The organism is Poseidonocella sedimentorum (assembly GCF_900116005.1).
Classification (GTDB): Bacteria; Pseudomonadota; Alphaproteobacteria; order Rhodobacterales; family Rhodobacteraceae; genus Poseidonocella; species Poseidonocella sedimentorum.
The window spans coordinates 172,099-198,882 of the sequence record NZ_FOYI01000001.1; the positions used below are offsets into that span (position 1 = coordinate 172,099).

Annotated in this window: 24 protein-coding genes; 15 read left to right on the plus strand and 9 right to left on the minus strand. The window is 65.6% G+C overall.

Going from position 1 to position 26,784, the window contains the following annotated elements; translation table 11 throughout:
* Positions 1–89 precede the first annotated feature (89 nt).
* On the plus strand, positions 90–971 hold the full coding sequence (locus tag BM353_RS00880) for a LysR family transcriptional regulator (protein ID WP_092076436.1): 882 nt from the start codon (positions 90–92) through the stop codon (positions 969–971).
* 6 nt (positions 972–977) lie between these two features.
* On the opposite strand, the gene BM353_RS00885 is transcribed toward BM353_RS00880, so the two are convergent.
* A complete protein-coding gene (locus BM353_RS00885) occupies positions 978–1,952 on the minus strand; it encodes an NADPH:quinone oxidoreductase family protein (RefSeq protein WP_092075675.1) in 975 nt (324 codons plus the stop codon).
* A gap of 321 nt (positions 1,953–2,273) precedes the next feature.
* Between BM353_RS00885 and BM353_RS00890 the strand changes: the two genes are divergently transcribed.
* Positions 2,274–2,648 (plus strand): helix-turn-helix domain-containing protein, encoded by a 375-nt coding sequence (locus BM353_RS00890; RefSeq protein ID WP_092075677.1) that lies wholly within the window; start codon positions 2,274–2,276, stop codon positions 2,646–2,648.
* A gap of 89 nt (positions 2,649–2,737) precedes the next feature.
* Positions 2,738–3,538 (plus strand): histidinol-phosphatase, encoded by an 801-nt coding sequence (hisN, locus tag BM353_RS00895; RefSeq protein WP_092075679.1) that lies wholly within the window; start codon positions 2,738–2,740, stop codon positions 3,536–3,538.
* A 69-nt stretch (positions 3,539–3,607) separates the two neighbouring features.
* Here hisN and guaD read toward each other — a convergent pair whose 3' ends face one another.
* The gene (gene guaD / locus BM353_RS00900) at positions 3,608–4,924 is read right to left on the minus strand and encodes a guanine deaminase (RefSeq protein WP_092075681.1); all 1,317 of its coding nucleotides are present in this window, start codon (positions 4,922–4,924) and stop codon (positions 3,608–3,610) included.
* A 151-nt stretch (positions 4,925–5,075) separates the two neighbouring features.
* On the opposite strand from guaD, the gene mgtE reads away from it, so the two are divergent.
* From mgtE to BM353_RS00915, 3 genes are read left to right on the plus strand one after another with little or no spacing between them, the layout of a single operon-like run.
* Complete coding sequence (mgtE, locus tag BM353_RS00905) at positions 5,076–6,473, plus strand: magnesium transporter (RefSeq protein ID WP_092075683.1); 1,398 nt, start codon at positions 5,076–5,078, stop codon at positions 6,471–6,473.
* Positions 6,470–7,036: a 5-formyltetrahydrofolate cyclo-ligase gene (locus BM353_RS00910; protein WP_092075685.1), complete on the plus strand. Its 567-nt coding sequence runs from the start codon at positions 6,470–6,472 to the stop codon at positions 7,034–7,036. The genes mgtE and BM353_RS00910 overlap by 4 nt, the downstream gene beginning before the upstream one ends.
* Positions 7,033–7,500 (plus strand): OsmC family protein, encoded by a 468-nt coding sequence (locus tag BM353_RS00915; RefSeq protein ID WP_092075687.1) that lies wholly within the window; start codon positions 7,033–7,035, stop codon positions 7,498–7,500. Before BM353_RS00910 ends, BM353_RS00915 begins: the two co-directional genes overlap by 4 nt.
* 60 nt (positions 7,501–7,560) lie before the next feature.
* On the opposite strand, the gene BM353_RS00920 is transcribed toward BM353_RS00915, so the two are convergent.
* The 3 genes from BM353_RS00920 to BM353_RS00930 all read right to left on the minus strand — a co-directional run bounded on the left by BM353_RS00920 (position 7,561) and on the right by BM353_RS00930 (position 11,209).
* Positions 7,561–8,298 (minus strand): metallophosphoesterase family protein, encoded by a 738-nt coding sequence (locus tag BM353_RS00920; RefSeq protein WP_092075689.1) that lies wholly within the window; start codon positions 8,296–8,298, stop codon positions 7,561–7,563.
* A gap of 61 nt (positions 8,299–8,359) precedes the next feature.
* Positions 8,360–9,955 (minus strand): phosphoglycerate dehydrogenase, encoded by a 1,596-nt coding sequence (serA, locus tag BM353_RS00925; RefSeq protein ID WP_092075691.1) that lies wholly within the window; start codon positions 9,953–9,955, stop codon positions 8,360–8,362.
* Between the two features lie 99 nt (positions 9,956–10,054).
* Positions 10,055–11,209 carry a phosphoserine transaminase gene (locus BM353_RS00930; protein ID WP_092075693.1) on the minus strand — a complete coding sequence of 385 codons (1,155 nt, stop codon included), beginning with the start codon at positions 11,207–11,209 and terminating at the stop codon, positions 10,055–10,057.
* Between the two features lie 237 nt (positions 11,210–11,446).
* On the opposite strand from BM353_RS00930, the gene serB reads away from it, so the two are divergent.
* Entirely contained in the window at positions 11,447–12,322 is an 876-nt protein-coding gene (serB, locus tag BM353_RS00935) for a phosphoserine phosphatase SerB (RefSeq protein ID WP_092075696.1), read from the plus strand.
* A gap of 13 nt (positions 12,323–12,335) precedes the next feature.
* Here serB and BM353_RS00940 read toward each other — a convergent pair whose 3' ends face one another.
* Positions 12,336–13,331: an asparaginase gene (locus BM353_RS00940; protein WP_092075698.1), complete on the minus strand. Its 996-nt coding sequence runs from the start codon at positions 13,329–13,331 to the stop codon at positions 12,336–12,338.
* A gap of 168 nt (positions 13,332–13,499) precedes the next feature.
* On the opposite strand from BM353_RS00940, the gene BM353_RS00945 reads away from it, so the two are divergent.
* A complete protein-coding gene (locus tag BM353_RS00945) occupies positions 13,500–14,066 on the plus strand; it encodes an invasion associated locus B family protein (RefSeq protein ID WP_092075700.1) in 567 nt (188 codons plus the stop codon).
* A 96-nt stretch (positions 14,067–14,162) separates the two neighbouring features.
* Here the strand turns inward: BM353_RS00945 and BM353_RS00950 are convergent, their stop codons facing one another.
* The gene (locus BM353_RS00950) at positions 14,163–15,026 is read right to left on the minus strand and encodes a LysR family transcriptional regulator (protein ID WP_092075702.1); all 864 of its coding nucleotides are present in this window, start codon (positions 15,024–15,026) and stop codon (positions 14,163–14,165) included.
* A 124-nt stretch (positions 15,027–15,150) separates the two neighbouring features.
* On the opposite strand from BM353_RS00950, the gene BM353_RS00955 reads away from it, so the two are divergent.
* Positions 15,151–16,146 carry a GNAT family N-acetyltransferase gene (locus BM353_RS00955; RefSeq protein WP_143104070.1) on the plus strand — a complete coding sequence of 332 codons (996 nt, stop codon included), beginning with the start codon at positions 15,151–15,153 and terminating at the stop codon, positions 16,144–16,146.
* 531 nt (positions 16,147–16,677) lie between these two features.
* On the opposite strand, the gene BM353_RS00960 is transcribed toward BM353_RS00955, so the two are convergent.
* Entirely contained in the window at positions 16,678–17,454 is a 777-nt protein-coding gene (locus BM353_RS00960) for an SDR family NAD(P)-dependent oxidoreductase (protein ID WP_092075706.1), read from the minus strand.
* Between the two features lie 188 nt (positions 17,455–17,642).
* Between BM353_RS00960 and rlmN the strand changes: the two genes are divergently transcribed.
* Entirely contained in the window at positions 17,643–18,824 is a 1,182-nt protein-coding gene (gene rlmN, locus BM353_RS00965; RefSeq protein WP_092075708.1) for a dual-specificity RNA methyltransferase RlmN, read from the plus strand.
* Here the strand turns inward: rlmN and BM353_RS00970 are convergent.
* Entirely contained in the window at positions 18,821–19,762 is a 942-nt protein-coding gene (locus tag BM353_RS00970; protein ID WP_092075710.1) for an ABC transporter ATP-binding protein, read from the minus strand. The two genes, rlmN and BM353_RS00970, sit on opposite strands and share 4 nt — an antisense overlap.
* 65 nt (positions 19,763–19,827) lie before the next feature.
* Between BM353_RS00970 and BM353_RS00975 the strand changes: the two genes are divergently transcribed.
* From BM353_RS00975 to ggt, 5 genes are all read left to right on the plus strand, one after another.
* Positions 19,828–20,007 carry a zinc-finger domain-containing protein gene (locus BM353_RS00975; RefSeq protein WP_092075711.1) on the plus strand — a complete coding sequence of 60 codons (180 nt, stop codon included), beginning with the start codon at positions 19,828–19,830 and terminating at the stop codon, positions 20,005–20,007.
* Positions 20,008–20,009: 2 nt separating this feature from the next.
* On the plus strand, positions 20,010–20,729 hold the full coding sequence (locus BM353_RS00980) for a DsbA family protein (protein WP_092075713.1): 720 nt from the start codon (positions 20,010–20,012) through the stop codon (positions 20,727–20,729).
* A 324-nt stretch (positions 20,730–21,053) separates the two neighbouring features.
* Positions 21,054–23,852: a DNA polymerase I gene (polA, locus tag BM353_RS00985; RefSeq protein WP_177220413.1), complete on the plus strand. Its 2,799-nt coding sequence runs from the start codon at positions 21,054–21,056 to the stop codon at positions 23,850–23,852.
* A 117-nt stretch (positions 23,853–23,969) separates the two neighbouring features.
* A complete protein-coding gene (locus BM353_RS00990; protein WP_092075715.1) occupies positions 23,970–24,821 on the plus strand; it encodes a hypothetical protein in 852 nt (283 codons plus the stop codon).
* A gap of 114 nt (positions 24,822–24,935) precedes the next feature.
* Positions 24,936–26,750, plus strand: a complete 1,815-nt coding sequence (gene ggt, locus BM353_RS00995) for a gamma-glutamyltransferase (protein ID WP_092075717.1) — start codon at positions 24,936–24,938, stop codon at positions 26,748–26,750.
* The last annotated feature ends 34 nt before the right edge of the window (positions 26,751–26,784 follow it).

The following is a 26,784-nucleotide window of genomic DNA, read 5'->3' on the forward strand; positions in this document are numbered from 1 at the left end:
CTCGTGAATCTAATTCCTTGATGTTTATCGCAAGCCGTGCTTCATTTTAAAAACGAATTGTTTTGATCCAAAGCATCAAGAAGGTTGATATGCCGAGAAATCTGGACCTGACCGCCCTGCGGTCTTTCGTGGCGGTGGCCGATACCGGGGGCGTGACCAAGGCGGCGGGCTTCCTCAGCCTCACGCAATCCGCGGTCTCGATGCAGCTCAAGCGGCTGGAGGAGTCCCTCGGGCTGCAACTGCTTGACCGCTCCGCGCGCCAGATTGCCCTGACCGGCTCGGGCGAGCAGCTCCTCGCCTATGCCCGGCGGATGTTACAGCTCAACGACGAAGTCTATTCCCGCCTGACCGATACCGCCTTCGAAGGCGAGGTCGTGCTCGGCGTGCCGCATGACATCATCTACCCCGCGATTCCGCGTGTCCTACAGCAATTCCACGCCGATTATCCGCGGATGCGGGTGCAGCTCCTGTCGTCCTTCACGCGCTCGTTGAAGCAGAAATTCGACCATGGCGACGTGCACATCATCCTCACCACCGAGGACGTGGCGACGACGGGCGGCGAGACCTTGGCGGAATTGCCGCTCTACTGGATGGGCGCGCCGGGCGGGACGGCCTGGCGGCAGCGGCCGCTCCGGCTGGCGTTCGCGCGCAACTGCATCTTTCGCGGCTCGGCCCTCAAGGGGTTGGAGGCGGCGGGCGTGCCCTGGGAGATCGCGGTGGAGAGCGACGCGGACCGCACGATCGAGGCCACAGTCAGCGCCGATCTTGCGGTCACCGCGATGCTGGAGGGGACCGAGCCGCCGCAATACGAACGCATCCAGCACGGCGGCGCGCTGCCCGAGCTGAAGGGCAAGCAGATCAACTGCTACAGCCGCGCCGACGCGCTGGATCAGGCCGGTCAGCATCTCCATCACCTGATCCGGACGTTCTACGGGCAGGGGCGCGTCGAGGGGCGCGTTGCGGCGGAATAGGGCGGGCTAGCGCGCGGTTTCGTCCATCGTCAAGACGATCTTGCCAGTCGCCTTGCGCGCGCGCAGCAGCGCCAGACCGTCTTCCAGCCGCTCGAACGGCAGGACCGTCTTGACCGGGGCCTTGAGTTTGCCCTCGGCAAGCCAGCGCGCGAGCTGTTGCAGCGATCCTGTCAACACCTGCGGCGCGAAGTTGAGATAGGCGCCCCAATAAAGCCCCATCACGGTCAGGTTCTTGACCAGCATGTGATTGGCCTTGATGTCCGGCACGGTGCCGCTGGCAAAGCCGATGGTGAGGAGCCGCGCCTCGGGCCGGCAGGCGCGGAACGCCGCGGTAAACTGCTCGCCGCCGACGGGATCATAGACCACATCCGCCCCGCCCAGATTGCGCACGGTTTCGCGGATGTCCGCTTCGGTCGGGTCAAAGACATGCGCGGCCCCGGCGGCACGCGCCGCGGCCAGTTTTTCGGCGCCGCGCGCAAAGGCGATCACCCGCGCCCCCAGTAGCGCGCCGATCTCGACCGCCGTCAGCCCGACACCTCCGCCTGCGCCGAGCACGACGAGCGTCTCGCCGGGGCGCAGTTTCGCGCGGTGATCGAGCGCGAGATGAGAGGTGCCGTAGGCGATCTGGAAGGCCGCGCCGGTGACCATGTCGAGCGCGTCGGGGATCTCGATCACGCGCGCCGCCGGAAAGGCGCCATAGTCGGCGAAAGCCCCCTGACCGCCAAAGACCGCCACCCGCGCCCCCACCGCGAGCCCCTCGACCCCCGGTCCGAGCGCCGCGACGACGCCCGCCGCCTCCAGCCCCAGCGTGAACGGCGTGGCCGGCGTGTCCTGATAGCGGCCCTCGATCATGAGCAAATCGGCGAAGTTGAGCCCCGCCGCGGTGATTCTCACCAGCACCTCACCGACCCCGGGTTCGGGGGTCGGGATCTCGGTTAACCGGGGCTGATTTTTCCCGTTCAGCAGGCGAAAAGCTCGCATTGACGCCACGTCCTTTGTCTCCGATGCTGACACATTATGTGTCATGTTAACGCATATTAGCGTCACTTTCTGTCTGAAAAACCATGACTTTTTGTCAGCGGCTTAACTATCTGTCCGATTTTACTCCCAAATTTCAACTCAACTCTGCGTTTAGTAACCAACCCATTTCTTGCTTTTGACGTGTTATCGGGTATTTTGAGCGGCGTTCAACGATGCGATTGAGCACCCGGTGGCGGGATTATCCACACGATCCGTCGATGCGATATCGAAGGCTGTCTGGGGCACTGTCGCCAATAGAAGTTTTTAGTGAAAGGAAACGCCATGGCACATCCCGTCGACGTCCATGTGGGCAAACGTATTCGGCATCGCCGGTGGCTTGTTGGCATGACCCAGCAGCAATTGGCCGAAAAAGTCGGAATCAAATTCCAGCAGATTCAGAAATACGAGACCGGTGCCAACCGCGTGAGCGCCTCCCGCCTTTGGGATATCGCCGAGGCGCTGGAAGTTGACGTGCGTTTCTTTTTCGACGGTATCGGCGATGCACAGGAGCCCGCGGAAATCGAGGCAACTTCGGTGCCTGCCGATCTGATGGGCGACAAGGAAGCGCTCGATCTGGTGCGGTCCTATTACTCGATCCCCGAAGAACAACGCCGTCGCCTGTTCGATCTGGCGCGTGTGCTCTCGGACGTCGCCTGACGACATTGCGCCGGGGGCGCGCGCCCCCGGGCTTGCCTCTGCGCGACTCCCAGTCTAGCCAAGCGGCAGACGCAAAGGGAGGCGCGCCGATGAGCATTTCCGATGAGGACCAGGCCGCGATTGCGGCCCTAGCCCATCGGCTGGCGGATGCCGCGCGGGCCGAGATCCTGCCGCGGTTTCGACAAGCCTCGCTGATCACCGACAACAAGCTCGCGCAGGGGTTTGACCCTGTGACCGAGGCCGACCGCGCTGCGGAACGCGCGATGCGCGCACTGATCGAAGCCGAGCGGCCGATGGATGGCATTCTTGGCGAGGAATATGGCGCGCGCGAGGGATCGAGCGGGCTGACCTGGGTCCTCGATCCGATCGACGGCACCCGAGGGTTCATCTCGGGAACGCCGACGTGGGGTGTGCTCATCGCGCTCTCTGATGAGGCTGGCCCGCGCTTCGGGATCATTGACCAACCCTACATTGGCGAGCGGTTCGAAGGAGGCTTCGGCCGCGCCCGGACAACGGGCCCGCTGGGCGAGCGGAGCTTGCAGACCCGGCGCGGCGCACGGCTCGGTGACGCCACGCTTTTCACGACCTTCCCAGAGATCGGGACGCCGCAGGATCGATCGGCCTTCGAGCGGGTCTCGGCGCGGGCGAAACTCACAAGATATGGCATGGACTGCTACGCCTACGCCCTGCTCGCGGCGGGCCAGATTGACCTGGTGATCGAAGCGGGGCTTAATCCATACGACATTCAGGCGCCGATTGCCGTGATCGAAGCGGCGGGCGGGGTGGTGACCACCTGGCAAGGCGGCCCCGCGCATGGCGGCGGACAGATTATCGCCGCCGCGACCAAGGCGCTTCACGACGAAGCCCTCGACCTTCTCGCGCCGATCTGACCCCGCTCGCGCGGTCAGGGAAGGGCGCCGTTTTCCGATTGATCGGAAAACGTGCCGGAAAATGATCGATCATTTTCCGGTGCGCGTGGAGAGCTGGGCGCCCGGGGTGGTACCCGCGATCCAGACCTTTCGGATCGCCCGGTCGTCGCCCATCATGATGGTCGGAAAGATCGCGGACCAGGCGTCTTCGGCACGGGTCGTGCGTTGCGCGATGGCCGGGGTCGAGGCGAGGTCGATGGCCACGATATCCGCCTCCATCCCCACTGCAAGGTTTCCGATCCGGTCACCCATGTGCATCGCCTCAGCCGAGCCCGCTGTGGCGAGCCACCACAGCTCGGTGGGGTGCAGCGCGCGGCCCCTGAGCTGGCCGATTTCATAGGCGGCGGCCATCGTGCGCAGCATCGAAAAGCTCGACCCGCCGCCTGTGTCGGTAGCGAGCCCCACGCGGAGCCCGGCGGATTTCATCGCGCCGGTGTCGAAGAGGCCGGAGCCGATGAAGGTGTTGGACGTAGGGCAATGCACCAGCGCTGCGCCGGTTTCGCGCAGCCGGTCCATCTCGCGCGGTTCCAGGTGTATCGCGTGGCCGAAGAGGGCGCGGTCGCCGAGAAGCCCGTGAGCCTCATAAGTGTCGAGATAGTCGCGCGCGTCGGGGTAGAGATCCCGCACCCAGGCGATCTCGTCGATCTGCTCGGAAAGGTGTGTCTGCATCAGGCAGTCGGGGTGTTCGGCCCAGAGCGCGCCGAGCGCGGAGAGCTGTTCGGGCGTCGAGGTCGGCGAGAATCTCGGCGTGATCGCGTAGGAGAGCCGGTCAACCCCGTGCCAGCGTTGCAACAGCGTACGGCTCTCGTCATAGGCGCGCTCGGGGCTGTCGCGCAGGCCGTCGGGCGCGTTGCGGTCCATGCAGGTCTTGCCCGCGGCGAGTCGCATCCCGCGCGATTGCGCGGCGGCGAAAAGCGCGTCGGCGCTTTGCGCGTGCACCGTGCAGAAGCTGAGCGCGCTCGTGGTGCCATGGGCGATGAGCAAATCGAGCCAGCGGCCCGCGATCTCGTCGGCGTAGGCGCGGTCTTCGAAGCGCATTTCCTCGGGGAAGGTGTAGGTGTTGAGCCAGTCGATCAGACGTTTGCCCCAGCTGGCGATCATCGCCGTCTGCGGGTAATGGGCGTGGGCATCGACGAACCCGGCGGAGATCAGCGCATCGCCCTCGTCGAAGACCTCCGCATCGGGGTGGGCCGCGCGCAGCGCCGCGCCGTCTCCCAGGGCCGCGATCCGACCATCTTCGATCAGCACGCCGCCGCGCGCGGTGATCTCGGCGGCCTCCTGCGGGGCGCCGAGGAAGGGATCGCGCGTGAAACGCAGAACCTGTCCGATGATCAGCTGTGTGTTCATGTGCTTCGCCTCGCCGCCGCGCCGTCCTCAAAGGCGAAACATGAATGGCGCGGCGCGGGCAAGCGCAAAACGTAGCCCGGGCCATTGTGGCCCAGTTGGGGCTTGCCTATGGTCAGCGGCGAGACAGTCCATGACGCAGGGAGCCCCCCTCATGACCGAGCCCGCGGATCAGATCGACGTCGCGCCCGAGGGTGCGGAGGAGGACGAGGACTACGCGCTTCGTCCCAAGGCGGTCGCGGCGATTCTCTTTGCGGTGGACGCGGGCGATGCCGCAAAGCTCGCGACGCTCATGGCGCCGCTGCACGCCGCCGACATCGCCGACCTTCTGGAGCAGATCAACACATACGACCGGCGCCGCCTGCTGGAGCTCTATCATCCGGAGATCGACGGCGAGATCCTCTCGGAGCTGGACGAGACCCTGCGCGAAGAGGTCATCGCGATCCTCAGCCCCGAGAACCTTGCGGATGCGGTGCGCGATCTCGATACCGACGATGTGGTCGACCTTGTCGAGGATCTCGACGAGGACCGGCAGGAGGAAATCCTCGACGCGCTGGATGACAGCGACCGGATCGCGGTCGAGCAGGCGCTGAGCTATCCGGAGTTTTCCGCCGGGCGTCTGATGCAGCGCGAGGTGGTGATGGCGCCCGAGCACTGGACGGTGGGCGATGCCATCGATCACATGCGCAGCGCCGAGGAGTTGCCCAAGCAATTCTATCACATCGTGGTGGTCGATCCGCGCCTGCACCCGATCGCCAATGTGACGCTGGGCCGCCTGATGGCCGCGCGGCGGGAGACGCCGCTTGTCGAGCTGACCGAAGAGATGTTCCGCACCTTTCCGGTCACGCAATACGAAGGCGACGTGGCCTATGCCTTCAACCAGTATCACCTGATCTCAGCGCCGGTGGTCGATGAGGAAGGGCGGCTCGTGGGGCAGATCACCATCGATGACGCGATGGCCGTGCTCGACGAGGAGCATGAGGAGGACATCCTGCGCCTCGCCGGTGTGGGCGAGGGGAGCCTCAGCGACAAGGTCTTCGACACGGTCAAGCGGCGGTTCCCGTGGCTGGCGGTCAACCTCGTGACGGCGGTGCTGGCCTCGCTGGTGATCGCGCAATTCGAAGCCGCGATCACGCAGATCGTCGCGCTCGCGGTGCTGATGCCGATCGTGGCCTCGATGGGCGGCAACGCCGGGACGCAATCGCTCACCGTCGCGGTGCGCGCGATCGCCACGCGCGACCTCACGGGCGCGAACGTCTGGCGGGTGATCCGGCGAGAGGTGCTCGTCGGGCTGGTCAATGGCGTGGTCTTCGCGGTGGTGATGGGGATCGTCGGGCTCTTTTGGTTCGGCTCGCCGGCGCTTGGCTATGTCATCGCGGTGGCGATGGTCATCAACCTCGTGGTCGCGGGGCTTGCCGGGACGGTCATCCCCGTCGCGCTTGAAAAGCTGGGGGTCGATCCCGCGCTCGCGTCGGGGGCTTTCGTCACAACCGTCACGGATGTGGTTGGTTTCTTTGCCTTTCTTGGGCTCGCCGTGGTGGTCCTGCTGTGAGCGGGGAGGCGCTGGCCGACCGCAAGGCCGCGGCCCGCGTGCTGGCGGCAGCGCGGCGTGAGGCGGCGCATGCGGGCGATCTGGGGGGCGCCGCGGGGCGGCTCTCGGAAGTTCTGGCGGGGTATCGCGGGGTGCCGCTCTCGGGATATCTGCCGATCCGGAGCGAGATCGACCCGATCCCGGCCATGGCCGAAGCGGCCGCGCATGGGGCGGTTGGCGTGCCGGTGATCACGGGCCCTGCGCGCCCGCTGAAATTTTCGCGCTGGCAGCCGGAAGCGCCGCTGCGCAAAGGGCCGTTCAACGTCATGGTGCCGGAGGTTGATGATTTCATACGGCCGGAAATCCTGATCATCCCGCTTCTGGCCTTTGACCGCCGGGGCGGACGGCTCGGCTACGGCGGCGGGTTTTATGACCGGACGCTTGAGCTGTTGCGTGCGCAGGGGCCGGTTCTGGCGATCGGCTTTGCCTATGGCGCGCAAGAGTCGGGGGATATTCCGAGCGAAACGACCGACCAGCCGCTTGACCTCATCGTCACGGAACGTGACGTGATCGAGCCGACATGAGCCGGTTTGCTCCACAGATCCGCTGGACGGGCAACCGCGGCGAGGGGACGGCGCGGTATCACGGCTATGATCGCAGCTGGGAGGTGGCGACGCCGGGCAAGCCGGTCATCGCCTGTTCGAATGATCCGATGCTGGGCGGGGATCCGGGGTTGCACAATCCCGAGGACATGCTGCTCGCGGCGCTGTCGGCCTGTCACATGCTTTGGTATCTGCATCTCGCGGCGGAGGCGGGCGTGGTGGTGCTGCGCTATGAGGATGCGCCGGAGGCCGAGTTCGAGAGCGATGCCAGCGGGGCGGGGCGGTTTACCGCCGTGACGCTGCGGCCCCGGATCGGGGTGGCGCCGGGAAGTGATCTTGCGCTGGCCGATACCTTGCATGCGCGCATCGGGGCGGTCTGTTTCATCGCGCGTTCGGTGGCGTTTCCGGTCCATCACGCGGCGCGTTACGTGGTGGTGGACGGGTAGGGGGCGCTGCCCCCGCCTGCGCTGCAGGCTCCCCCGGAGTATTTTTCGAAGAGAAGAAGGTCAGGGCGCGAGGGGGATGCTGCCGCCGCGGGTCAGCAGGCGGCAGGAGCGGCCTTCGAAGGCGGCGGGGTAGAGGCGGCGGCCGTAGCCTGTTCCGCCGTCGAGGTTGACGCGGTTGCCGTGGTGGGCGGGGGCGTCGAGCGCGGTGTGGCCGTGGACCACCAGCCAGGGGTGCGGCGCTTCGTGTTCGAGAAAGGGGCTGCGGATCCAGACGAGGTCGTCTTCGGCCTGATCGTCCAGAGGGACTTCGGGGCGGATGCCGGCATGGACGAAGAGCAGCTCGCCGGTTTGATGGGTGAGTGGGCGCGTGGTGAGGAAGGCGCGGTGGGCGTCGGGGACGGCGTCGCGCGCGGCGTCCCAGATGCGCGCGGTGGGCGGGGTGCGCAGGCGCGAGGGCCGGGGCATCGGGCCGTAGCTGTCCAGCGTTGTGAGCCCGCCGAGGCGCGGATCGAGCCAGGTGCGGCCGGAGGAGATGGCGGGGTCGTCGATGCGTTGATCCTCGAGGAACCGCAGGAACATCCGGTCGTGGTTGCCGAGCAGGCAGGTCCAGTTGCGCCCCTGGGCGACGCCGGAGGACAGCCGCTCGATCACCGCCCGGCTGTCGGGGCCGCGGTCGACGTAATCGCCGAGGAAGACAACCTCTGCGTCCGGGCCGCCGTCGGCCTCGATGAGGGCGAGCGCGGTGTCGAGCTCGTCGATGAAGCCGTGGATATCGGCGAGGACGTAGATGGGGGTCATCGCCTCGGGTCCTTCTGGTTGGGGCGGCGCGGACGCGGGGCCCGCACCCTTGCAGGTAGGGTCATCCGAGCGTGAACTGCAGGGGTTTGACCTGTTGGAAGAGGCCCGTGCCGCTGAGTTCCTCCAGCACGTTGGCAGGCACCGCGTCATCCACATAGAGCAGCGCGATCGCCTCTCCCTTGGATTCCTTGCGGCCCAGGGTGAAGTTGGCGATGTTGATGCCGTGTTTGCCCATGGTGTGGCCGAGCGTGCCGATGATGCCGGGGACGTCCTCGTTGGTGGTGTAGATCATGTGCTCGCCGATTTCGGCGTCGATGTTGATGCCCTTGATCTGGATGAAGCGCGGTTTGCCATCGGAGAAGACCGTGCCGGCGATCGATCGTTCGCGCGCATCGGTGCGGACGATGATCTTGATATAGCCTTCGAACACACCGGCTTGGGCCTGGTTCGTGGTGGCGATCTTCATGCCGCGATCCTTGGCGATCACCGGCGCTGAGACCATGTTGACGTCCGGATTGGAGGCCTTGAGGATGCCCGCCACTGCGGCGCAGTTGAGCGCGTCAAGGTTCATCTCGGCCGCGATCCCGTCGTAGAGGATGTTGATTTCCTGAATCGGCTCGTCGGTCATCTGGCCGATAAAGGCGCCGAGGTGGTCGGCAAGCTTGATCCAGGGGCCCATGGTCTTGGCCTCTTCGGCGGTGACGGAGGGCATGTTGAGCGCGTTCTGGACCGCGCCTGTCAGCAGGTAGTCCGACATCTGCTCGGCCACCTGCAGCGCGACGTTCTCCTGCGCCTCGGTGGTGGAGGCGCCGAGGTGGGGCGTGCAGACCACGTTGGGCAGGCCGAAGAGCGGGTTGTCTGTGGCGGGCTCGACCGCGAAGACATCGAGCGCGGCGCCGGCAACGTGGCCCGATTTGATCAGCTCGGCAAGCGCCTCTTCGTCGATGAGCCCGCCCCGGGCGCAGTTGATGATGCGCACGCCTTTCTTCGTCTGTTCAAGAGCGTCGCGGGAGAGGATGTTGCGCGTGCTGTCGGTGAGCGGCACGTGCAGCGTGATGAAATCGGCGCGCTTCAGGAGCGTGTCGAGCTCGACCTTTTCGACGCCCATCTGATCGGCCTTTTCCTCGCTGAGGAAGGGATCATAGGCGATGACTTTCATCTTGAGGCCGCGGGCGCGGTCGCAGACGATGCCGCCGATGTTGCCAGCGCCGATCACGCCGAGGGTCTTGCTGGTGAGCTCGACCCCCATGAATTTCGATTTTTCCCATTTCCCGGCGTGGGTCGAGGCGCTGGCTTCGGGGATTTGGCGGGCCACGGCGAACATCATCGCTATGGCGTGTTCGGCGGTGGTGATCATGTTGCCGAAGGGCGTGTTCATCACGATCACCCCCTTCTTGGAGGCCGCCACGCGGTCGACATTATCGACACCGATCCCGGCGCGGCCAACGACCTTGAGATTGGGGGCGTTTTCCAGAAGCTTCTCGGTCACTTTCGTGGCCGAGCGGATCGCGAGCCCGTCATAGCTGCCGATCACCTCGGCGAGCTTGTCCTTGTCCTTGCCGAGTTCGGGGCGGAAATCGACCTCGATCCCGCGGTCGCGGAAGATCTGGACGGCGGTTTCGGAAAGCTTGTCGGAAACGAGTACTTTAGGGGCCATCTTGAGGGGTCCTCTGGCTGTGATGGGGCGCGGGCGCGCGGGCCACGCGGCAAAACTGGGGGGAGGGCGCCCGGCGGTCAGGGCCGGACGCAAGCTGGCTCAGGCGGGCTCGGAGAGCGCGGCGATTTCGGTCTCGAAGGCCCAGGCGAGCCAGGGGAGCATCGCTTCGATATCCGCTGTTTCGACCGTGCCGCCGCACCAGATCCGCAGGCCGGGAGGCGCATCGCGGTAGGCGCCGACGTCGAGCGCGGCGCCCTCGGCTTCGAGCCGCTTGGCGATTGCCTTGGCGAAGGCCGCGCCGTCGGTGATCCGTGCGTCGGTGAACTTCAGGCAGACCGAGGTGTTGGAGCGCGTCGCCGGGTCGGCGGCGAGGAAGTCGATCCAGTCATGGGCCGCAACGAAGCGGGCGATGGCGCCGGTGTTGGCGTCGGCCCGGGCGATGAGGCCGGGGAGCCCGCCCACGGATCCGGCCCAGTCGAGCGCGACGAGGTAGTCTTCGACTGCGAGCATCGAGGGGGTGTTGATCGTCTCGCCGCGGAAGATGCCCTCGATCAGCTTGCCGCCCTTGGTCAGGCGGAAGATCTTGGGCAGCGGCCAAGGCGGCGTGTAGGTTTCGAGCCGTTCGACCGCGCGGGGGGAGAGGATGAGCATCCCGTGCGCCGCTTCGCCGCCGAGCACCTTTTGCCAGGAGAAGGTCGTCACGTCGAGCTTGTCCCAGGGCAGGTCCATGGCGAAAGCGGCGGAGGTGGCGTCGCAGATCGTGAGGCCCGCGCGCTCGGCGGGGATCGCGTCTCCGTTCGGCATCCGCACGCCGGAGGTGGTGCCGTTCCAGGTGAAGACCACATCTGTGTCGTAGTCGATCGCGCCCATGTCTACGATCTCGCCATACTCGGCGGTCCGAACCTCGGCGTCGATCTTGAGCTGTTTGACCACGTCTGTAACCCAGCCGGCCCCGAAGCTTTCCCAGGCGACCATCGTCGCCTTGCGCGCGCCGAGGAGCGACCACATCGCCATCTCGACCGCGCCGGTGTCGGAGGCGGGCACGATGCCGATGCGGTAGTCAGCCGGGATGCCGAGGATCTCGCGCGTCCGCTCGATGGCGGATTTGAGCTTGTCCTTGCCGATGGCGGCGCGGTGGGAGCGGCCAAGGGCGGCATCGGAGAGCGCATCAAGCGCGAATGCGGGGGGTTTGGCACAGGGGCCAGACGAGAAACGCGGGTTTGCCGGCCGCGTGGCCGGAGCTTCAATAGCCATTGCTGCTATCCTTCCAGATAAGCGCCCCTCGTTGGGGAGGGGTGTCCCACGGGCGGGGATACAGCCGCGCCAATGGCCGCGCAAGCGGGGAAATGGGCGGGCCCGGGCGGTTTGTTGCGAAATTTGGCGCCGCCTGGTTCCGATTGGAAACGCAGGCCGCGCGCCGGGCCCCGGGTCTGGTCATGGCGCGCGCGGGGCGCTAAGTCGCCGGGGAAGGCAAGTCAAAGGAGAGCCGCCATGCATGTCGTCAGCTTGATCGCGCCGCGGGGCAAACTGGAGCGCGCGCCGGTGGAGGCGCTGCGCGATGCCTGGGGCGGCGGGACGATCGACTGGCTCGCACCCGGAGAGGCGGCGGAGTTTGCGCTGGAGGCGGTCCCGGCCAATGCGGAGGCGGTGCGCGACGAGCTCGGGGCGCTTGGGATCGATCTGGCGGTCCAACCCGCGGCGGGGCGGCGCAAGGCGATGCTGCTGGCCGACATGGACAGCACGATCATCGAGCAGGAGTGCATTGACGAGCTGGCCGAGGTTGCGGGCGTGGGCGCGCAGGTGCGCGAGATCACGGCGCGGGCGATGAATGGCGAGCTCGATTTCGAGGGGGCCTTGCTGGAGCGCGTGGCGCTTTTGGAGGGGTTGCCGGTGACGGTGATCGAGCAGGTCTGGCGCGAGCGGATCACGCTTGCTCCCGGGGCCGAGGCGCTGCTGGGGACGATGCGGGCCAACGGGGCGCGCTGCGTGCTGGTGTCGGGCGGGTTCACCGCCTTCACCGACCGGGTGCGCGCGGCGGTGGGGTTCCACGAGGCGCGGGCGAACACGCTTCTGGCCGAGGGCGATGTGCTTACCGGGCGCGTCGGGCTGCCGATCCTTGGGCGCGAGGCGAAGGTGGCGGCGCTGGAAGAGATCACCTTGGGGCTCGGGATTACGCCGGCCGAAGTGCTCGCGGTGGGCGACGGGGCCAACGATCTGGGGATGCTCGCGCGGGCCGGGGCGGGCGTTGCGCTCCACGCCAAGCCCACGGTCGCGGCGCAGGCGGGGATCCGGATCGATCACGGCGATCTGACCGCGCTGCTCTACCTGCAAGGCTACCGGCGCGAGGAGTTTGTCACGCTGAGCTAGGGCGCGGCGCGCGCTACATCAACGCTGCGGCCGGGCGGATGGCGCCGACCGCATCGCCGCGCTGGTTGTGGATCGCGGGGCTGAGCAGGCTCTGGACCGCGGGATGCTCGGGATCGAGCGCGCCCAGCCTGGCGAGCAGCGCGGCGACCGCGCATTCCGAGGCCCGGGTCGCGCCGTCTTCGATCTTGAGGCCGATGCCGAGGCCGGCATTGGGTAGGGCGGCGAGATAAACGCCTTCGGCCCCGGTCTTGGCAAGCACCGCCCCGGGCGCTGCGCGCATCAGCGCGGTGCAGGCACGGCCCTCTCCGGCGACGAGCTCGGGATGGGCCATCATCGCCTCTGCGAGCCGCCCGCCCGCCCCGCTCAGAGCATCGGCGCGGGTGCCGGCGGTGGCGATCCAGGCGGCCCCGCGCGCGAGCCCGGTCACCGTGGTGGCGAAATTGGGCGCGGCGCAGCCGTCGATGCCGTAGCCGGGGGAGGGCGCGCCCGTCACCTCTTCGAAAAGCTCGCGCACCGCGCGCTGCACCGGGTGGGCCGGGTCGACGTAATCGGGCCCCGCGCCGAGATGCTGGCGCAGGGTGAGAAAACCGCAATGCTTGCCCGAACAGTTGTGATGGGTGGGGTCCGGAGACTGGCCGTGGCGGATCAGGTCATGACGGGTCTCGCGGTCCTGCGGGCTTTGCGCGCCGCAAAGCAGATCCTCGGGGCCGAAGCCCAGATCCCGCAGCCAGGACCGGGCGAGCCGGTTGTGGATGAAGGCGCCGCTGTGGGAGGCGCAGGCGAGCGCGAGATGGCGATCGGTGAGCCCGGCGCGATCGGCCGCCCCCGAGGCCACCAGTGGCAGCGCCTGGAACACCTTGACCGAACTGCGCGGCAGGATCACCGCCCCCGGATCGCCCCAGGCGGCCACGACCTCGCCCGCGCCATCACAGACCACCGCATGGCCGCGATGCACGCATTCCAGAAAATCACCCCGCCAGACCTCCACCAGAGCTTCAGCTTGCGACATGGTCTCTCTCCTGTTCCGGTTTGGCGATATTTTGCCAATGGGCCTTTTGGCTCCCCTTCATTTCAGGCTATCAATAATCTGTCGAGACAGGATCGCCCCCGCCAGAGGCGGACGGGCTCAATTCGGAAGACAGAGAATGACGGGGCGGGCACAATGGAGGCGCGACGGATGAAGGCATGGGGTGCGGGCCGGCTGGCCGCGGCGGCGATCGTGGTGAGCATGATCACAAGCGCGGCGGCGGCACAGGAGCAAAGCGACAATCAGGTGACATCGGTATCGGACTGGTCGGTGTTCATGGAGGACAACCCCAAGGAATGCTGGAGCGTCTCGGTGCCCAAGGAGACCGTCAACACCGACAGCAATGGCCGGATCAAGGCGGTCAACCGCGGTGACATCCTGCTCTTTGTCTATTACCGGCCGGAATCGGAGGTGAAGGGGCAGGTGACCTTCACCGGGGGCTATCCCTTTGCGGATGGCTCGACGGTCAACGTCAACATCGGCGGCACCGAGTTCGAGATGTTCACCCAGAACGTGACGAACGCCTCGGGCGAATCCCTGGGCTGGGCCTGGCCGACAAGCGCCTCGGACGACGCGCGCATCATCGCGGCGATGAAGCGCGGGGCCGAAGCGTTGCTGACCGCACGGTCGAGCCGCGGGACCGTCACCAAGGACACCTTCTCGCTCATCGGCTTCACCGCCGCACTGGACGAAGCCCAGAGCCGCTGCGGGGGGTAACTCCCGCGGTCAGTCAGAGAGAGGGATTTCGGAAAGACGCAACGTCCGCTCAGCGGGACTTTGCTTCCGTTCGCTTTCCCGAACCGAAGTTCTGCTTCACTCGAATTCAGACGCAATCCAATCAACGATCCGCTTGATGCGCGTCTGGCTCAGATGGTCCTTTGACCATGAGATATAGAGCTCATCATCAGAAGGGTCGGGATCGACCCAAATTTCCACCAGTTTCTTTGACCGAAGATCATTTTCCACCATGTACGTCGGCGCGATGGCAATGCCGTGACCACCGATAGCTGCATCGAGAGCCAAGGCAGATCGGTCAAAGTTGAGCAGCTTGTGTGTGTCGCCATACCCGGTTTCCTGGATCAGCTTTTCCCACCGTCGGTGTGCATCCTGAAGGAGTGGCAGCGTCAGCAACGTCTCCAACCCCATTGGCCAATCCGGTCGCAGAAAATCAGGACTGCATACCGCAACAAGGCGGATATCGGCCAAGCGGCGCGATCCGTGGGCTGCATTCGTGTCGCGCGCTTTGCCCGGCCAGATCGCGATTTCATTTCGGCCCAGACTGCGCGCAAGAATCTGCTCATGGACCTGTGTGGTGAGGGATACGTTCGGGAACTTGGCCGCGAAAGCGTCCATCCGGGGCATCAGCCACTTCGTTGCGGTGGAAGAACCAAGGTGGAGCGTGACACGATCACCGTCCTTGCAAATGCCCACCAACGCGGTGTCAAGCGTCGCGAGGGCGTCTTGCATGGCTGCATGGCATCGCTCACCTTCCGCCGTGAGCGAGACACCGCGTGCGCCACGCACGAGAAGAACCACCCCCAGCTCGATTTCGAGCTGCTTGATCCGCTGGGAGACTGCGCCACGCGATAGATTTAGCTCCTCAGCCGCACGTTGCAGGTTCCCGTGCGATGCGACGACAGAGAACACCCGGAGCGCGTTCAGGTTTACGTTCTTCATTTGATGCCTCAAAGGCGATAGTTTTTCTAAACGCTGATGGAATTATCTCGCTTTGTCAATTTGGTGCAGTCGGTCGATACAACCGGGGAAGTAAAACTCAGCAAAAACCAAGAGAGACCAAGCCATGACTCAGACTATCCGTCCAGCGACACCCGACGACATGCCGCGCCTGGTTGAGCTCCTCATGCTGGATGCGCAGGAACGTCGTGCAGAGGATGCGATCCTTTGGAAGATGGCAGATGACGCGCCCGCGCAGATTGAAAAGGCGCTGACTTTTGCTCTGACGGCAGAACAACAACCCTTTCAACAGTTTTGGCGTGTCGCGGAGGATGGGGGTCAGATCACGGGTGTCATCCATGCGATGATGCTGCCGATCCCCCCAATCTATGCAGGCCCGTTCGGCGAGCCGGGACTGATCCTGCCCGACTCTTTTGTTGCAGCCGATGCACCGAGCGGCACTGTTGACGACCTGTTGGCCGCAGCCGAGGACGCCCTTCACGAAGCCGGTGCCCGGATCAAGCTGGCATCCTACGTCGTAGGTGAAATCTGGCGAACCGCGTTCGAGGCAAGCGGGTATGAACCTCTCACGCTTTATCTGTCACGTAGTGACCTTGGCGATCAGGGAATGCCCGCAGGTGTTCGACAAGCGACGGAAGAAGATGTGCCAGGTATCGTTGCACGCAGCGCCGAGAACCGGCAGGTTCTTTTCGAAATCGACCCGTTCTGGGAAATTCATCCCGAGGCTGATCCACGTTTTTCTGCATGGATGACGCGGAGCCTGACGCTTCGGGATCGGGACATGATGGTTCTGGGAGAGGCCGAGGATTTGAGGGGCTACATCATCGCACAGCCCGCCTCACGGCTGCACTTTCCCCCTGCCCACGACATCATAGGGACAGGTGTGATTGATGACTACTACCACCATGAGCTGGCCAAACCGACGGCGCTTGACCGAGGCAGTGAGGCTTCCAATGCACTGCTGCGCGCGGCCGAGACGGCGTTTGCCAACCGTGGTATGGGAGCCGCCTTTGTCGTCTGCCCGGCGGGATGGGCGTCCAAGATCGAGTTGCTTGAATCCGCTGGCTACGAGACTGCAATGATCTGGTCTATCAAGCGGTAGCAATCCGCAAAGCAGCCTTTGGGGTGTTGTGCAGCAACCGGTAAAGTGGGTCTCGTCCCGGACATTCTCCGCACCGCAGGAGACGCCAAAACTCGGGCCTTTCTGTCATCGGCGAAATCGACCGTTTAAACACAGATACCGTGTGTCGGCTGTGCGGGACGAAACGGGCGATCGACGGGTGTTCAAATCGTCCGGACTCACGCCGAAGGCGCCGGGCGCGGCTGCCCATCCCCACGGGCTGGCGCTTTGGTGACGCCAGTGCAGAGATCAGTTGGTAGAGGGGATTGGATGCCATAAAGCGCTTGGCTCAGCCGTCACTGCGCTACCCCACGGGCAGCCGCACGCCCGGCTTCCGTCGCACCGGGGAGCCTGTTGTTTGACGACCCTTTTGACCAAATCACCTGGTTCGAATTCCCCGAGGGGGTCTATCGCCGTTTTTTGGATCTGTGGGGAGCAGAGAGGGGGGCGCTGCCCCCGTCCGCCGGGGGCGGACTCCCCCGGAGTATTTTTCAAGAGAAGAAGCGGGTGGGGTTATTTGGTTTGCAGGCCTGCCACCGATTTGAGCACGCTGCGGCGGGGCAGGAACGGGGCGATCCAGTTGACCATGATCGACATGCGTCGATCGTTTATGGCGATCAGTTTACCGGACTGCATCGCGTCATAGCCGCATTTCGCGACCGAGGCGGGGCTTGCGCCTTTCTGGTTTGCGAGCCCTGTGCCTTCGAGGTTGGCCGAGGCGACGAATTCGGTATGGACGAGCCCGGGGCAGAGCGCGGTTGAGGTGATGCCGTGGGGGCGGAGCTCCTGGTCGACGGCCTGGCTGAAGGAGGTCACGAAGGCTTTGGTCGCGTAGTATACCGCCTGGTAGGGGCCCGGGAGGAAGCCGGCCGTCGAGGAGACCTGGAGCATCTTCCCGCCGCCGCGTGCGCGCATTTGATTGCCGATCAGGTGGCTCAGGGTGACCAGGGCGGAGATGTTGAGGTCGATCATCGCCAGGTCCTTGTCGAGGTCGCGCTCTAGGAAGGCGCCGTGGCCGCCGAAGCCGGCGTTGTTGACGAGGATGTCGATCCCGATCCCTTGGGATGCGATTCGCTCGGCGAGGGCCTTGGCCTGATCGGGGGTGCCGAGGTCCATCGCGATGACCTGGGCCGTGATGCCATGCGCGGCCTCGAGCTCGGCCTTCAGGTCATTGAGCGGCCCCTCGCGGCGCGCCACGATGACGAGATCGCCGCCCTGGCGGGCATGGTAGCGGGCGATTTCCGCGCCGATGCCAGAAGAGGCGCCGGTTACGAGCGCTGTGTTTTGCATGGGGGCTCCTGAGCTCGACGGGTGATGTCATGCCCAGATGGGGTGCGGCCTTGGGCTGTCAATAGGCCGGAGGCGGGCCTCTGTGGGCCGGGGCGTTGCGGGCGCGCCTGAAAGATTGGACTTCGGGCGCGAATCCTGTATGAGAGCGGCTTGCTTTCCATGATAGGCTTCGAGCCGAGAGTGATCCAATGAGTGCCAGCGCCCCCATCACGCAGGATGTCCTGACGATTCCCCGCAAGGCTCCCGAGGCCGGGCGGCGCAATCTTGTGGGCCTGACGCGGCCGCAGTTGCGCGAGGCGCTGATTGAAATGGGCACGCCGGAGAAGCAGGCGAAGATGCGCACGGGCCAGATCTGGCAGTGGATCTACCAGTGGGGCGTGCGCGATTTCTCCCTCATGACCAATCTCGCCAAGGGCTACCGGGCGCAGCTTGAGGAGAATTTTACCGTCGAGATCCCCGAGTTGGTCTCGCGGCAGGTGAGCGAGGACGGCACGCGGAAGTACCTTGTGCGGATCGCGGGCGGGCATGAGGTCGAGGTGGTCTATATTCCCGAAGAGGGGCGCGGGACACTGTGCATCTCGTCTCAGGTGGGCTGCACGCTGACCTGTTCCTTCTGTCACACAGGGACGCAGAAACTTGTGCGCAATCTCACCGCGGGCGAGATCGTGGGTCAGGTCATGATGGCGCGCGATGACCTTGGCGAATGGCCCGAGCCGGGGGCGCCGAAGGACGAGACGCGGTTGCTCAGCAACATCGTGCTGATGGGTATGGGCGAGCCGCTCTACAATTTCGACAATGTCCGCGACGCGATGAAGATCGCGATGGATCCGGAAGGGATTTCACTGTCGCGCCGACGGATCACGCTGTCGACTTCGGGCGTCGTGCCGGAGATCGCCAAGACGGCGGAGGAGATCGGTTGTCTGCTGGCCGTGTCTTTTCATGCGACGACCGACGAGGTGCGCGACAAGCTGGTGCCGATCAACCGGCGCTGGAATATCGCGGCGCTGCTCGATGCGCTGCGGGAGTACCCGCGGCTGAGCAATTCGGAGCGGATCACCTTCGAATACGTCATGCTCAAGGATGTGAATGACAGCGATGCGGATGCGCGGCGGCTGGTCAAACTCATTCAGGGCATTCCGGCCAAGATCAACCTGATCCCCTTCAATGAATGGCCCGGCGCGCCTTATGAGCGCTCGGACTGGAGCCGGATCAAGGCCTTTGCCGACATCATCTACAAGGCCGGCTATGCCTCGCCGATCCGCACGCCGCGGGGCGAGGACATCATGGCCGCCTGCGGGCAGCTCAAGTCCGCCACCGAGCGCGCGCGCAAATCCCGTCGCCAGATCGAAAGCGAAGCGGGGCTCGGCTAGGCCGCGTTGGCGCTGCGGGTCAGTTTGAGGAAGACGTCCTCGAGATCGGCCTGTTCGGTGCGCACGTCGCGGATCGTGATCCCGGCGGCGCGGACCGCGCCGAGCACATCCTCGGCGCTTGTGGTCAAGGCGTGGTAGGAGATGGCGAGCGCGCCGTCCTTGCGTGTTTCGACCTCGAGCCCCGGCCCTTGCGGCAAGCGTTCGGGCGGGGTGTCGGGCTGGATCACCATGCATTTCGTGTCGAGCTTGCCCAGAAGGTTCGCGGTGCTGTCGCGGGCGATCACGCTGCCGTGGTTGATGATGGCGATCTCGTCGCACATCTCTTCGGCCTCCTCGAGGTAGTGGGTCGTCAGGATGATGGTCGTGCCGCGCTCGGCGTTGAGCCGGCGGACGTTTTCCCACAGCATCTGGCGCAGCTCGATATCGACCCCGGCGGTGGGCTCGTCAAGCACCAGAACCTGCGGGTGATGCACCAGCGCCTTGCCGAGCAAAAGCCGCCGCCGCATGCCGCCGGAAAGCGTCCGGGCATAGGCGTTGGCCTTGTCGGACAGCCCGATCATCTCGAGGATTTCATCGGTGCGACGCTGGGATTTCGGCACGCCGTAGAGCCCGGCCTGGACCTCGAGCGCGGCGCGGGGCGGAAAGAACGGATCGAGGTTGAGCTCCTGCGGCATGACCCCGATCGAGGCGCGGCTCTGGCGCGGGTTCACGTCCTGATCGAAGCCCCAGATCGAGACTTTTCCCGAAGTCTTGAGGACAAGCCCCGCGAGGATGTTGATCAGCGTTGACTTGCCGGCGCCGTTGGGCCCGAGCAGGCCGAAGACCGAGCCTGCGGGGATGTCGAGGTCGATGCCCTTGAGCGCCTCCTTGGGCGGCTCACCCGCTTGTGCGGCATAGGTTTTGCGGAGCTCGCGGATTTCAATGGCATGGCGCGTCACGGCGCTTGTCCCCCTTGCTGGCGTGTCGCATAACTAGGGCCGAAGCGTCGAAAAGGAAACCTCTCATGCCCACGCCCCCGCCGGAAATCCGCATCGTCGAGAGCTTTCGCGTGGCCTGTGACGGGGGCGAGGGGGCGCTTGGGCATCCGCGCGTCTGGCTGCAGATCCCGCAGGATCTGGGCTTCGTCGAATGCCCCTATTGCGATGCGAAGCTGATCCACAGGGACTTCGAGGGCAAGGTCTGAGGATGGACCGCCGCGAGGCGCTGCGCGTTCTGGGACTCGGCGCGCTGGTCGCTGGAGCTTATGGCGGGACTGCGCTGCTGCGGCGGTTGCGGGCGCAGGAGCTTGCCCTCGCGCCGATCCCGGGATTGCCCGGGTTTCGCCGCGTGGACAGTGGCGCGATGAGCGCAAGCTCTGCCATCTTTGCTGGGTTGGAAGGTGCGCAAGAAACCAGTGAATATATAGATATACCAAATATTTGCGATGCGCTCTTCACGCATAACATGAAGAGTGTGCCTGTGGCCTACTTCTCCGACGCGCGCTGTGCGGTCTGTGCCGGGCTCTCGCCCGAGCTTGTGCGCACCACAGGCATCGCCCTCACTCATCACAGCCTGCCGCTGCTTGGGGAGGTCTCGCGCATCGCGGCGCGGGCGGAGGAGGCCGCCGGGCTGCAAGGCGCGCGGGAGGCCTTCCACAGCCGCCTCATGGGCTCGCCGCTCCTGCCGGGTCGCGCACGGCTCTCCGAGCTTGCCGAGGAGGCGGATATCGATCCCGACCGGCTGCTGCGGGATATGGAGGGCGCGGAGGTCGCGCAGCGTCTGGCCGTCTCGGCGACCCTCGCCAAGCGCTTCGGCTTCTACGCCACACCGGGGCTCGTCATCGGACGCACCGCCGTGCTCGGGCGTCCGGACATTGAGAGGCTGGTGGCATTGGAGAGGGGTGAGAGTTCGCCGTTGCCTTGTTAGGTAAATAGATGACTGGTTTGAGCTCTGAGCTGCAAACGGGTTTGCTGAGGCCAAGCCCGGAGCAAAGGCCCGGAGGGCCGCCGGTCAAGCGCCTGCCCGTTCCGGCGGGCTGGCGCTGTGGTTGGGATAGGGATGACCACGCGCGGTAGATGTTCTTGGCCCTATAAAGCGCACCCGCTCAAGCGTTGGCGGCGCCATCCCACGGGCAGGCGCTCGCCCGGCTAGGCGGCTCGCCTTGATTCCGAGCCTTGGGGGCGCTCCCCCCTAGAAGCCGCGCGGGCTTCGTGGCAAGACGGCCCCACCAGTGGCGTGAAGGGGAACATCATGGCTTTCGGCAAAGGCTGCCACCTGCATCTGATTGACGGCTCGGCCTTCATTTTCCGCGCCTATCACGCGCTGCCGCCGCTGACGCGCAAGTCCGACGGGCTGCCCATCGGGGCGGTTGCGGGCTTTTGCAACATGATCTTCCGCTACGTGGAGGCCAATGAGGGGCCCGATGCGCCGACCCATGTGGCCGTCATTTTCGACAAGGGCAGCCACACGTTCCGCAACGATCTCTATGACCAGTACAAGGCCAATCGCGACGCGATGCCCGAGGATCTGCGCCCGCAGATGCCACTCACGCGCGAGGCGACCCGCGCCTTCAACATCGCCTGCAAGGAGATCGAGGGGTATGAGGCCGATGACATCATCGCCACCCTTTCGCGGCAGGCGCAGGCCGCGGGCGGGCGGGTCACGATCATCAGTTCCGACAAGGACCTGATGCAGCTGGTGGGCGACGGGGTCGAGATGCTCGATGCGATGAAGAACCGGCGGATCGACCGCGAGGGGGTGCTTGAGAAATTCGGCGTCTACCCCGAACGCGTTGTCGATGTGCAGGCGCTGGCCGGGGATTCGGTCGACAACGTGCCCGGCGCGCCGGGGATCGGGATCAAGACCGCCGCCCAGCTCATCAATGAATACGGCACGTTGGAGGAGCTTCTGGACAGCGCGGAGCAGATCAAGCAGCCCAAGCGGCGCCAGACGCTGATCGAGAAGCGCGAGCAGATCGAGCTGTCCAAGAGGTTGGTGCAGCTTGACGAGGCGACGCCGCTTGATTTCACGCTGGACGACCTAGAGGTGTTGGAACCGGACCCCGAGGTGCTCCTGCCTTTCCTCGCCGAGATGGAATTCCGCACGCTGACCAAGCGCATCGCCGACAAGCTTGGGGTCGAGTCCCCGGAGATCCAGATCGCGGCCCCGGCGCCCGAAGAGGGCCCCTCGCTCGCCGATCTGCCGTTCGATCCGGACAGCTACACCTGCGTGCGCAGCGCCGAGGACCTCGCCCCGTGGATCGCGCAGATCCACGCGCGCGGCTGGGTTGCGGTCGATACCGAGACCACCGGGCTCAACGAGATGACCGCCGATCTGGTGGGGATTTCGCTCTGCATCGAGCCGGGCGAGGCCTGTTACATCCCGCTCGCGCACAAGGCGCCGGGGGCGGCGGATGACCTCTTCACCGAGGACGCGCCCGTCGAGGGGCAGATGCCGATGGCCGACGCGCTCGCGCTCCTCAAGCCCGTACTGGAGGACCCGGCCGTCCTCAAGATCGGGCAGAACATGAAATATGACGCGAAGATTTTCGCGCGCCAGGGCATCGAGATCGCGCCGATCGACGACACGATGCTCATGTCCTATGCGATGCACGCCGGGCTCCACGGCCACGGGATGGACGCGCTGTCGGACAAGTACCTCGGCCACACGCCGATCCCGATCAAGTCGCTCCTTGGCTCGGGCAAGAGCCAGATCACCTTTGACCGCGTGCCTCTGGACGAAGCGGTGAAATACGCCGCCGAGGATGCCGATATCACGCTCCGGCTATGGCAGATGTTCCGCCCGCGCCTCCATACCGCGCAGGTCACCCGCGTCTATGAGCGGCTGGAGCGGCCTCTCGTGCCGGTGCTGGCGCGGATGGAGATGGCGGGGATCAAGGTCGACCGCGAGACGCTGAGCCGCATGTCCGGCGCCTTTGCCCAAAAGATGGCGCAGCTGGAGGAGGAAATCCACGGGCTCGCCGGGCGGACGTTCAACGTCGGCTCGCCCAAGCAGCTCGGCGAGATCCTGTTCGACGAGATGGGGCTGGAGGGCGGCAAGCGCGGCAAGACCGGGGCCTATGCCACCGGCGCGGATGTGCTCGAAGACCTCGCCACCTTGCACGAGCTCCCCGCCCGCGTGCTCGACTGGCGCCAGCTCTCCAAGCTCAAGAGCACCTACACCGATGCGTTGCAGGAGCATATCAACTCTGAGACCGGGCGGGTTCACACCTCCTATTCTATCGCCGGTGCCTCGACCGGGCGGCTCGCCTCGACCGATCCCAACCTGCAGAACATTCCGATCCGTACCGAAGAGGGGCGGCGCATCCGGGAAGCCTTCGTCGCCGAGCCTGGCAAGCAGTTGATCGCGCTTGACTATTCCCAGATCGAGTTGCGGATTCTGGCCCATATCGCCCAGATCGACGCGCTCAAGGAGGCGTTTCGCGAGGGGCAGGACATCCACGCCGCGACCGCGAGCGAGATGTTCGGCGTGCCCTTGGACGAGATGACGCCCGACGTGCGGCGGCAGGCCAAGGCGATCAACTTCGGCGTGATCTACGGGATCTCGGCCTTCGGACTTGCGCGCAACCTGCGCATCCCGCGCGAGGAGGCCAAGGCCTTCATCGACCGCTATTTCGAGCGCTTCCCCGGCATCCGCGACTACATGGACGCAACCAAGGGGTTCGCCAAGGAACACGGCCATGTCGCGACGCTCTTCGGCCGCAAGATCCACACGCCCGAGATCAACGCCCGCGGCCCGCGCGCCGGCTTTGCCCAACGTGCCGCGATCAACGCGCCGATCCAGGGCACGGCCGCCGACATCATCCGCCGGGCGATGATCCGGATGGAGGACGCGATCCGCGATTTGCCCGCGACGATGCTGCTTCAGGTCCATGACGAATTGCTCTTCGAGGTCGAGGAGGGCGCCGAGGACGCGCTCATCGCGGCTGCGCGGAGGGTCATGGAAGAGGCGGCCGAGCCGGTCATCAAGCTTGACGTGCCGCTCGTGGTCGATGCCGGGACGGGGGCGAACTGGGCCGAGGCGCACTAGCGGCGCGGCGCCCCGAAGAGGCTCCGCACCGGAAATCCGCCGGCCCTTGGCCTTCCGATGATAAGATGCGGCGCGAGAGGTCGATTCGGAGATCGACCGCCGTCGGGGGGCAAAGCCATGGATCAAGAAGATCTGGAGCACCGTCTGATCGGGGCGGAGGCCAACATCAAACTGCTGGCCGAGCATCTCGGCCCCAAGCCGCCGAAGTCCCTGTGGGCGCGTCTTCTTTCGCTCGAAAGCATTCGAAACCTTCTCTATCTCGTCGGCCTGCCGGTCACGATTGTGCTCGCCTATCAGGCCTTTGACGAGGAAATCCTGAGCGCTCAGGAGACGCGCAACCTCGCCCAGCGGGACAAGACGATCGAGCGGCTGGATGAGCTTCAGGCGATCAACGAAGAGATCTACCGGCTACAGACCGAGGGCAACCCGGGCTCGGCCTTTGCCATCATCGAGGCCAATCGCGGCAAGATCGCGCGGCTTACCGACTATATTCATCAGGCCTGGGCGGAGCAGCCGGACATGCTGGTGCGCCATGATCTCAACGCGCTGGCCGAGGCGTTGATGGGGCAGAATCGTACCGCTGAGGCGCTCGAGGTTGTGCGCGCGGTGAAGACCGATGGGCTCGATCCGATCGCGCGGATCGACCAGAAGATTTTGGAGGCGCGCATCCTTTTCGCCGAAGGCCCGGGCCATGACATGGAACGCGCCCGTGAGGTTCTGGGGGCGGGCGAAGCGATGATTGCCGACATCGGACGGGCAGGTCAGCAGCATGAAATGACAGAGAAAATCCTCGCGGTTCGGGTCATGAACGAGTTTTGGCGCGGGACGGATTGCGCGGCGCTCGTGCCCCTCGCCGAGACGCTGCGCGAGGCCAATGCGCTCAGCATCGCGGCCTCGCCGGAGGGCGTCTATGCCGATCCGTTTCAGGTCGGCACGATCCTTCAAGGCGTGGCGTTCAAATGCGGCTGAGCGCCGCCGCGCGGGCTCAACCGAACTGCAACGTAGACGCGAGGGACATCGGGGGCTAGCCTTCTCCGCGTGTGCCAAAGAGGCGCCTTTGCTTTGAGATTGAGGGAGATTGAGATGCGAACGGTTATCTTGTCGACGGTGTCGTGGCTGGGCCTTGGCCTGATGGTTTCGGGGCCCGTCTGGGCGCAGGACGCGGCGGATGCCGTGGCGCCCGAGGCGGGGAGCGCGGCTGCGGCGGGTGATGCCTTTGGTGGGCTTTCCGAGGCGGCGCTGGCGGCGATCGAGGCGAAGGAGGCCGGGCGTCCGGTCGAGGCGGAAAACTGGATGGTCGCGGCGGCCAATCCGCTGGCGGTCGAAGCGGGCGCGCGGGTGCTGCGCGAGGGCGGCAGCGCGGCGGATGCGATGGTCGCGGTGCAATCGGTGCTGGGGCTGGTCGAGCCGCAGAGTTCGGGCCTCGGCGGCGGCGCGTTCCTTGTCTGGTACGATGCGACGACCGGCGCGGTGACGACGCTCGACGGGCGGGAAACCGCGCCTTTGGAAGCGGATCCGCGCTATTTTCAGGATGAAAACGGCGAGCCTCTGGGCTTCTGGGACGCGGTGGTCGGGGGCCGGTCGGTCGGCACGCCGGGCACGGTCCGGCTGATGGAAGAGGCGCATCGCCGCTGGGGCCGGGCCAATTGGGGCGGGCTCTTTTCGGAGGCGATCGAGCTTGCGGAACAAGGGTTTACCGTCTCACCGCGGCTCGCGGGCTTGGTCGCGGGCGATGCCGAGCGGCTCCAGCGGTTCCCGGCGACGGCGGAATATTTCTTTCCTGAGGGCACGGCGATCGCGGAGGGCGACATCAAGGTCAACGCCGACTATGCGGCCACCTTGCGGGCGATTGCGAGCGAGGGCAGCACCGCCTTCTACACCGGCGAGATCGCGGCGGATATCGTGCGCGCGGTGCGCGGGACCGAGACGAACGCGGGCCTCCTGAGCGCCACCGATCTGGCGCTTTATGATGTGATCGAGCGCGCGCCGGTCTGTGTGACCTATCGCGCGCATGAGGTTTGCGGGATGGGCCCGCCGTCTTCGGGCGCGCTCACCGTGGGGCAGATCCTGGGCACGCTGGATTACTTCGAACTCGGCGCGCTCGGTCCGCTTCAGGCCGAATCCTGGCGCCTGATCGGCGATGCCTCGCGCCTCGCCTTCGCGGATCGTGGCCGCTACATGGCCGACAGCGATTTTGTCCCGATGCCGACCGAAGGGTTGGTCGATCCCGATTACCTCTCCGAGCGCGCTGCACTGATCGAGGCCACGGACGTCGCGTTGGAGAGCGTGGCGCCGGGGCAGCCGGAGTGGGATCACGCGATGCGGCTGGCTGATGACATCTCGCTGGAGCTGCCATCGACCAGCCATATCTCCATCGTGGACGGAGACGGCAACGCGCTGTCGATGACCACGACCATCGAGAACGGGTTCGGCTCGCGCGTCTTCGTGCGCGGCTTCCTGCTCAACAACGAGATGACCGATTTCAGCTTCCGCAGCCATAGCGACGGGGTCCCCATCGCCAACCGGCTGGAGCCAGGCAAGCGACCGCGCTCGTCGATGTCGCCGACCATCGTGCTCAAGGACGGCGCGCCGGTGATGGTGCTGGGCTCGCCCGGGGGCAGCCGGATCATCGGCTATGTCGCGCAGGCGATCATCAACCAGCTCGACTGGGGCATGGATCCGCAAGAAGCGCTGGCCGCGCCGCATCTGGTCAACCGGTTCGGCACGATGGACATCGAGGCCGGAACAGCGGCGGAAGGCTTGGCCGAGCCGCTTGGCGCGCTTGGGTTCGAGACCAACCTGCGTGATCTTACCTCCGGCCTGCACGCGATCACCATCGGCGAGACGCTGCTTGGCGGGGCGGATCCGCGCCGCGAGGGGATTGCTCTGGGAGAGTGATCTTTCGGGGCTTGGGCCCGGTATGACGATAGTG

Coding starts and splice junctions, on each gene's coding strand:
- BM353_RS00880 (WP_092076436.1), top strand. CDS start 90: ATGCCGAGAAATCTGGACCTGACCGCCCTGCGGTCTTTCGTGGCGGTG.
- BM353_RS00885 (WP_092075675.1), bottom strand. CDS start 1,952: ATGCGAGCTTTTCGCCTGCTGAACGGGAAAAATCAGCCCCGGTTAACC.
- BM353_RS00890 (WP_092075677.1), top strand. CDS start 2,274: ATGGCACATCCCGTCGACGTCCATGTGGGCAAACGTATTCGGCATCGC.
- hisN (WP_092075679.1), top strand. CDS start 2,738: ATGAGCATTTCCGATGAGGACCAGGCCGCGATTGCGGCCCTAGCCCAT.
- guaD (WP_092075681.1), bottom strand. CDS start 4,924: ATGAACACACAGCTGATCATCGGACAGGTTCTGCGTTTCACGCGCGAT.
- mgtE (WP_092075683.1), top strand. CDS start 5,076: ATGACCGAGCCCGCGGATCAGATCGACGTCGCGCCCGAGGGTGCGGAG.
- BM353_RS00915 (WP_092075687.1), top strand. CDS start 7,033: ATGAGCCGGTTTGCTCCACAGATCCGCTGGACGGGCAACCGCGGCGAG.
- BM353_RS00920 (WP_092075689.1), bottom strand. CDS start 8,298: ATGACCCCCATCTACGTCCTCGCCGATATCCACGGCTTCATCGACGAG.
- serA (WP_092075691.1), bottom strand. CDS start 9,955: ATGGCCCCTAAAGTACTCGTTTCCGACAAGCTTTCCGAAACCGCCGTC.
- BM353_RS00930 (WP_092075693.1), bottom strand. CDS start 11,209: ATGGCTATTGAAGCTCCGGCCACGCGGCCGGCAAACCCGCGTTTCTCG.
- serB (WP_092075696.1), top strand. CDS start 11,447: ATGCATGTCGTCAGCTTGATCGCGCCGCGGGGCAAACTGGAGCGCGCG.
- BM353_RS00940 (WP_092075698.1), bottom strand. CDS start 13,331: ATGTCGCAAGCTGAAGCTCTGGTGGAGGTCTGGCGGGGTGATTTTCTG.
- BM353_RS00945 (WP_092075700.1), top strand. CDS start 13,500: ATGAAGGCATGGGGTGCGGGCCGGCTGGCCGCGGCGGCGATCGTGGTG.
- BM353_RS00950 (WP_092075702.1), bottom strand. CDS start 15,026: ATGAAGAACGTAAACCTGAACGCGCTCCGGGTGTTCTCTGTCGTCGCA.
- BM353_RS00955 (WP_143104070.1), top strand. CDS start 15,151: ATGACTCAGACTATCCGTCCAGCGACACCCGACGACATGCCGCGCCTG.
- BM353_RS00960 (WP_092075706.1), bottom strand. CDS start 17,454: ATGCAAAACACAGCGCTCGTAACCGGCGCCTCTTCTGGCATCGGCGCG.
- rlmN (WP_092075708.1), top strand. CDS start 17,643: ATGAGTGCCAGCGCCCCCATCACGCAGGATGTCCTGACGATTCCCCGC.
- BM353_RS00975 (WP_092075711.1), top strand. CDS start 19,828: ATGCCCACGCCCCCGCCGGAAATCCGCATCGTCGAGAGCTTTCGCGTG.
- BM353_RS00980 (WP_092075713.1), top strand. CDS start 20,010: ATGGACCGCCGCGAGGCGCTGCGCGTTCTGGGACTCGGCGCGCTGGTC.
- polA (WP_177220413.1), top strand. CDS start 21,054: ATGGCTTTCGGCAAAGGCTGCCACCTGCATCTGATTGACGGCTCGGCC.
- BM353_RS00990 (WP_092075715.1), top strand. CDS start 23,970: ATGGATCAAGAAGATCTGGAGCACCGTCTGATCGGGGCGGAGGCCAAC.
- ggt (WP_092075717.1), top strand. CDS start 24,936: ATGCGAACGGTTATCTTGTCGACGGTGTCGTGGCTGGGCCTTGGCCTG.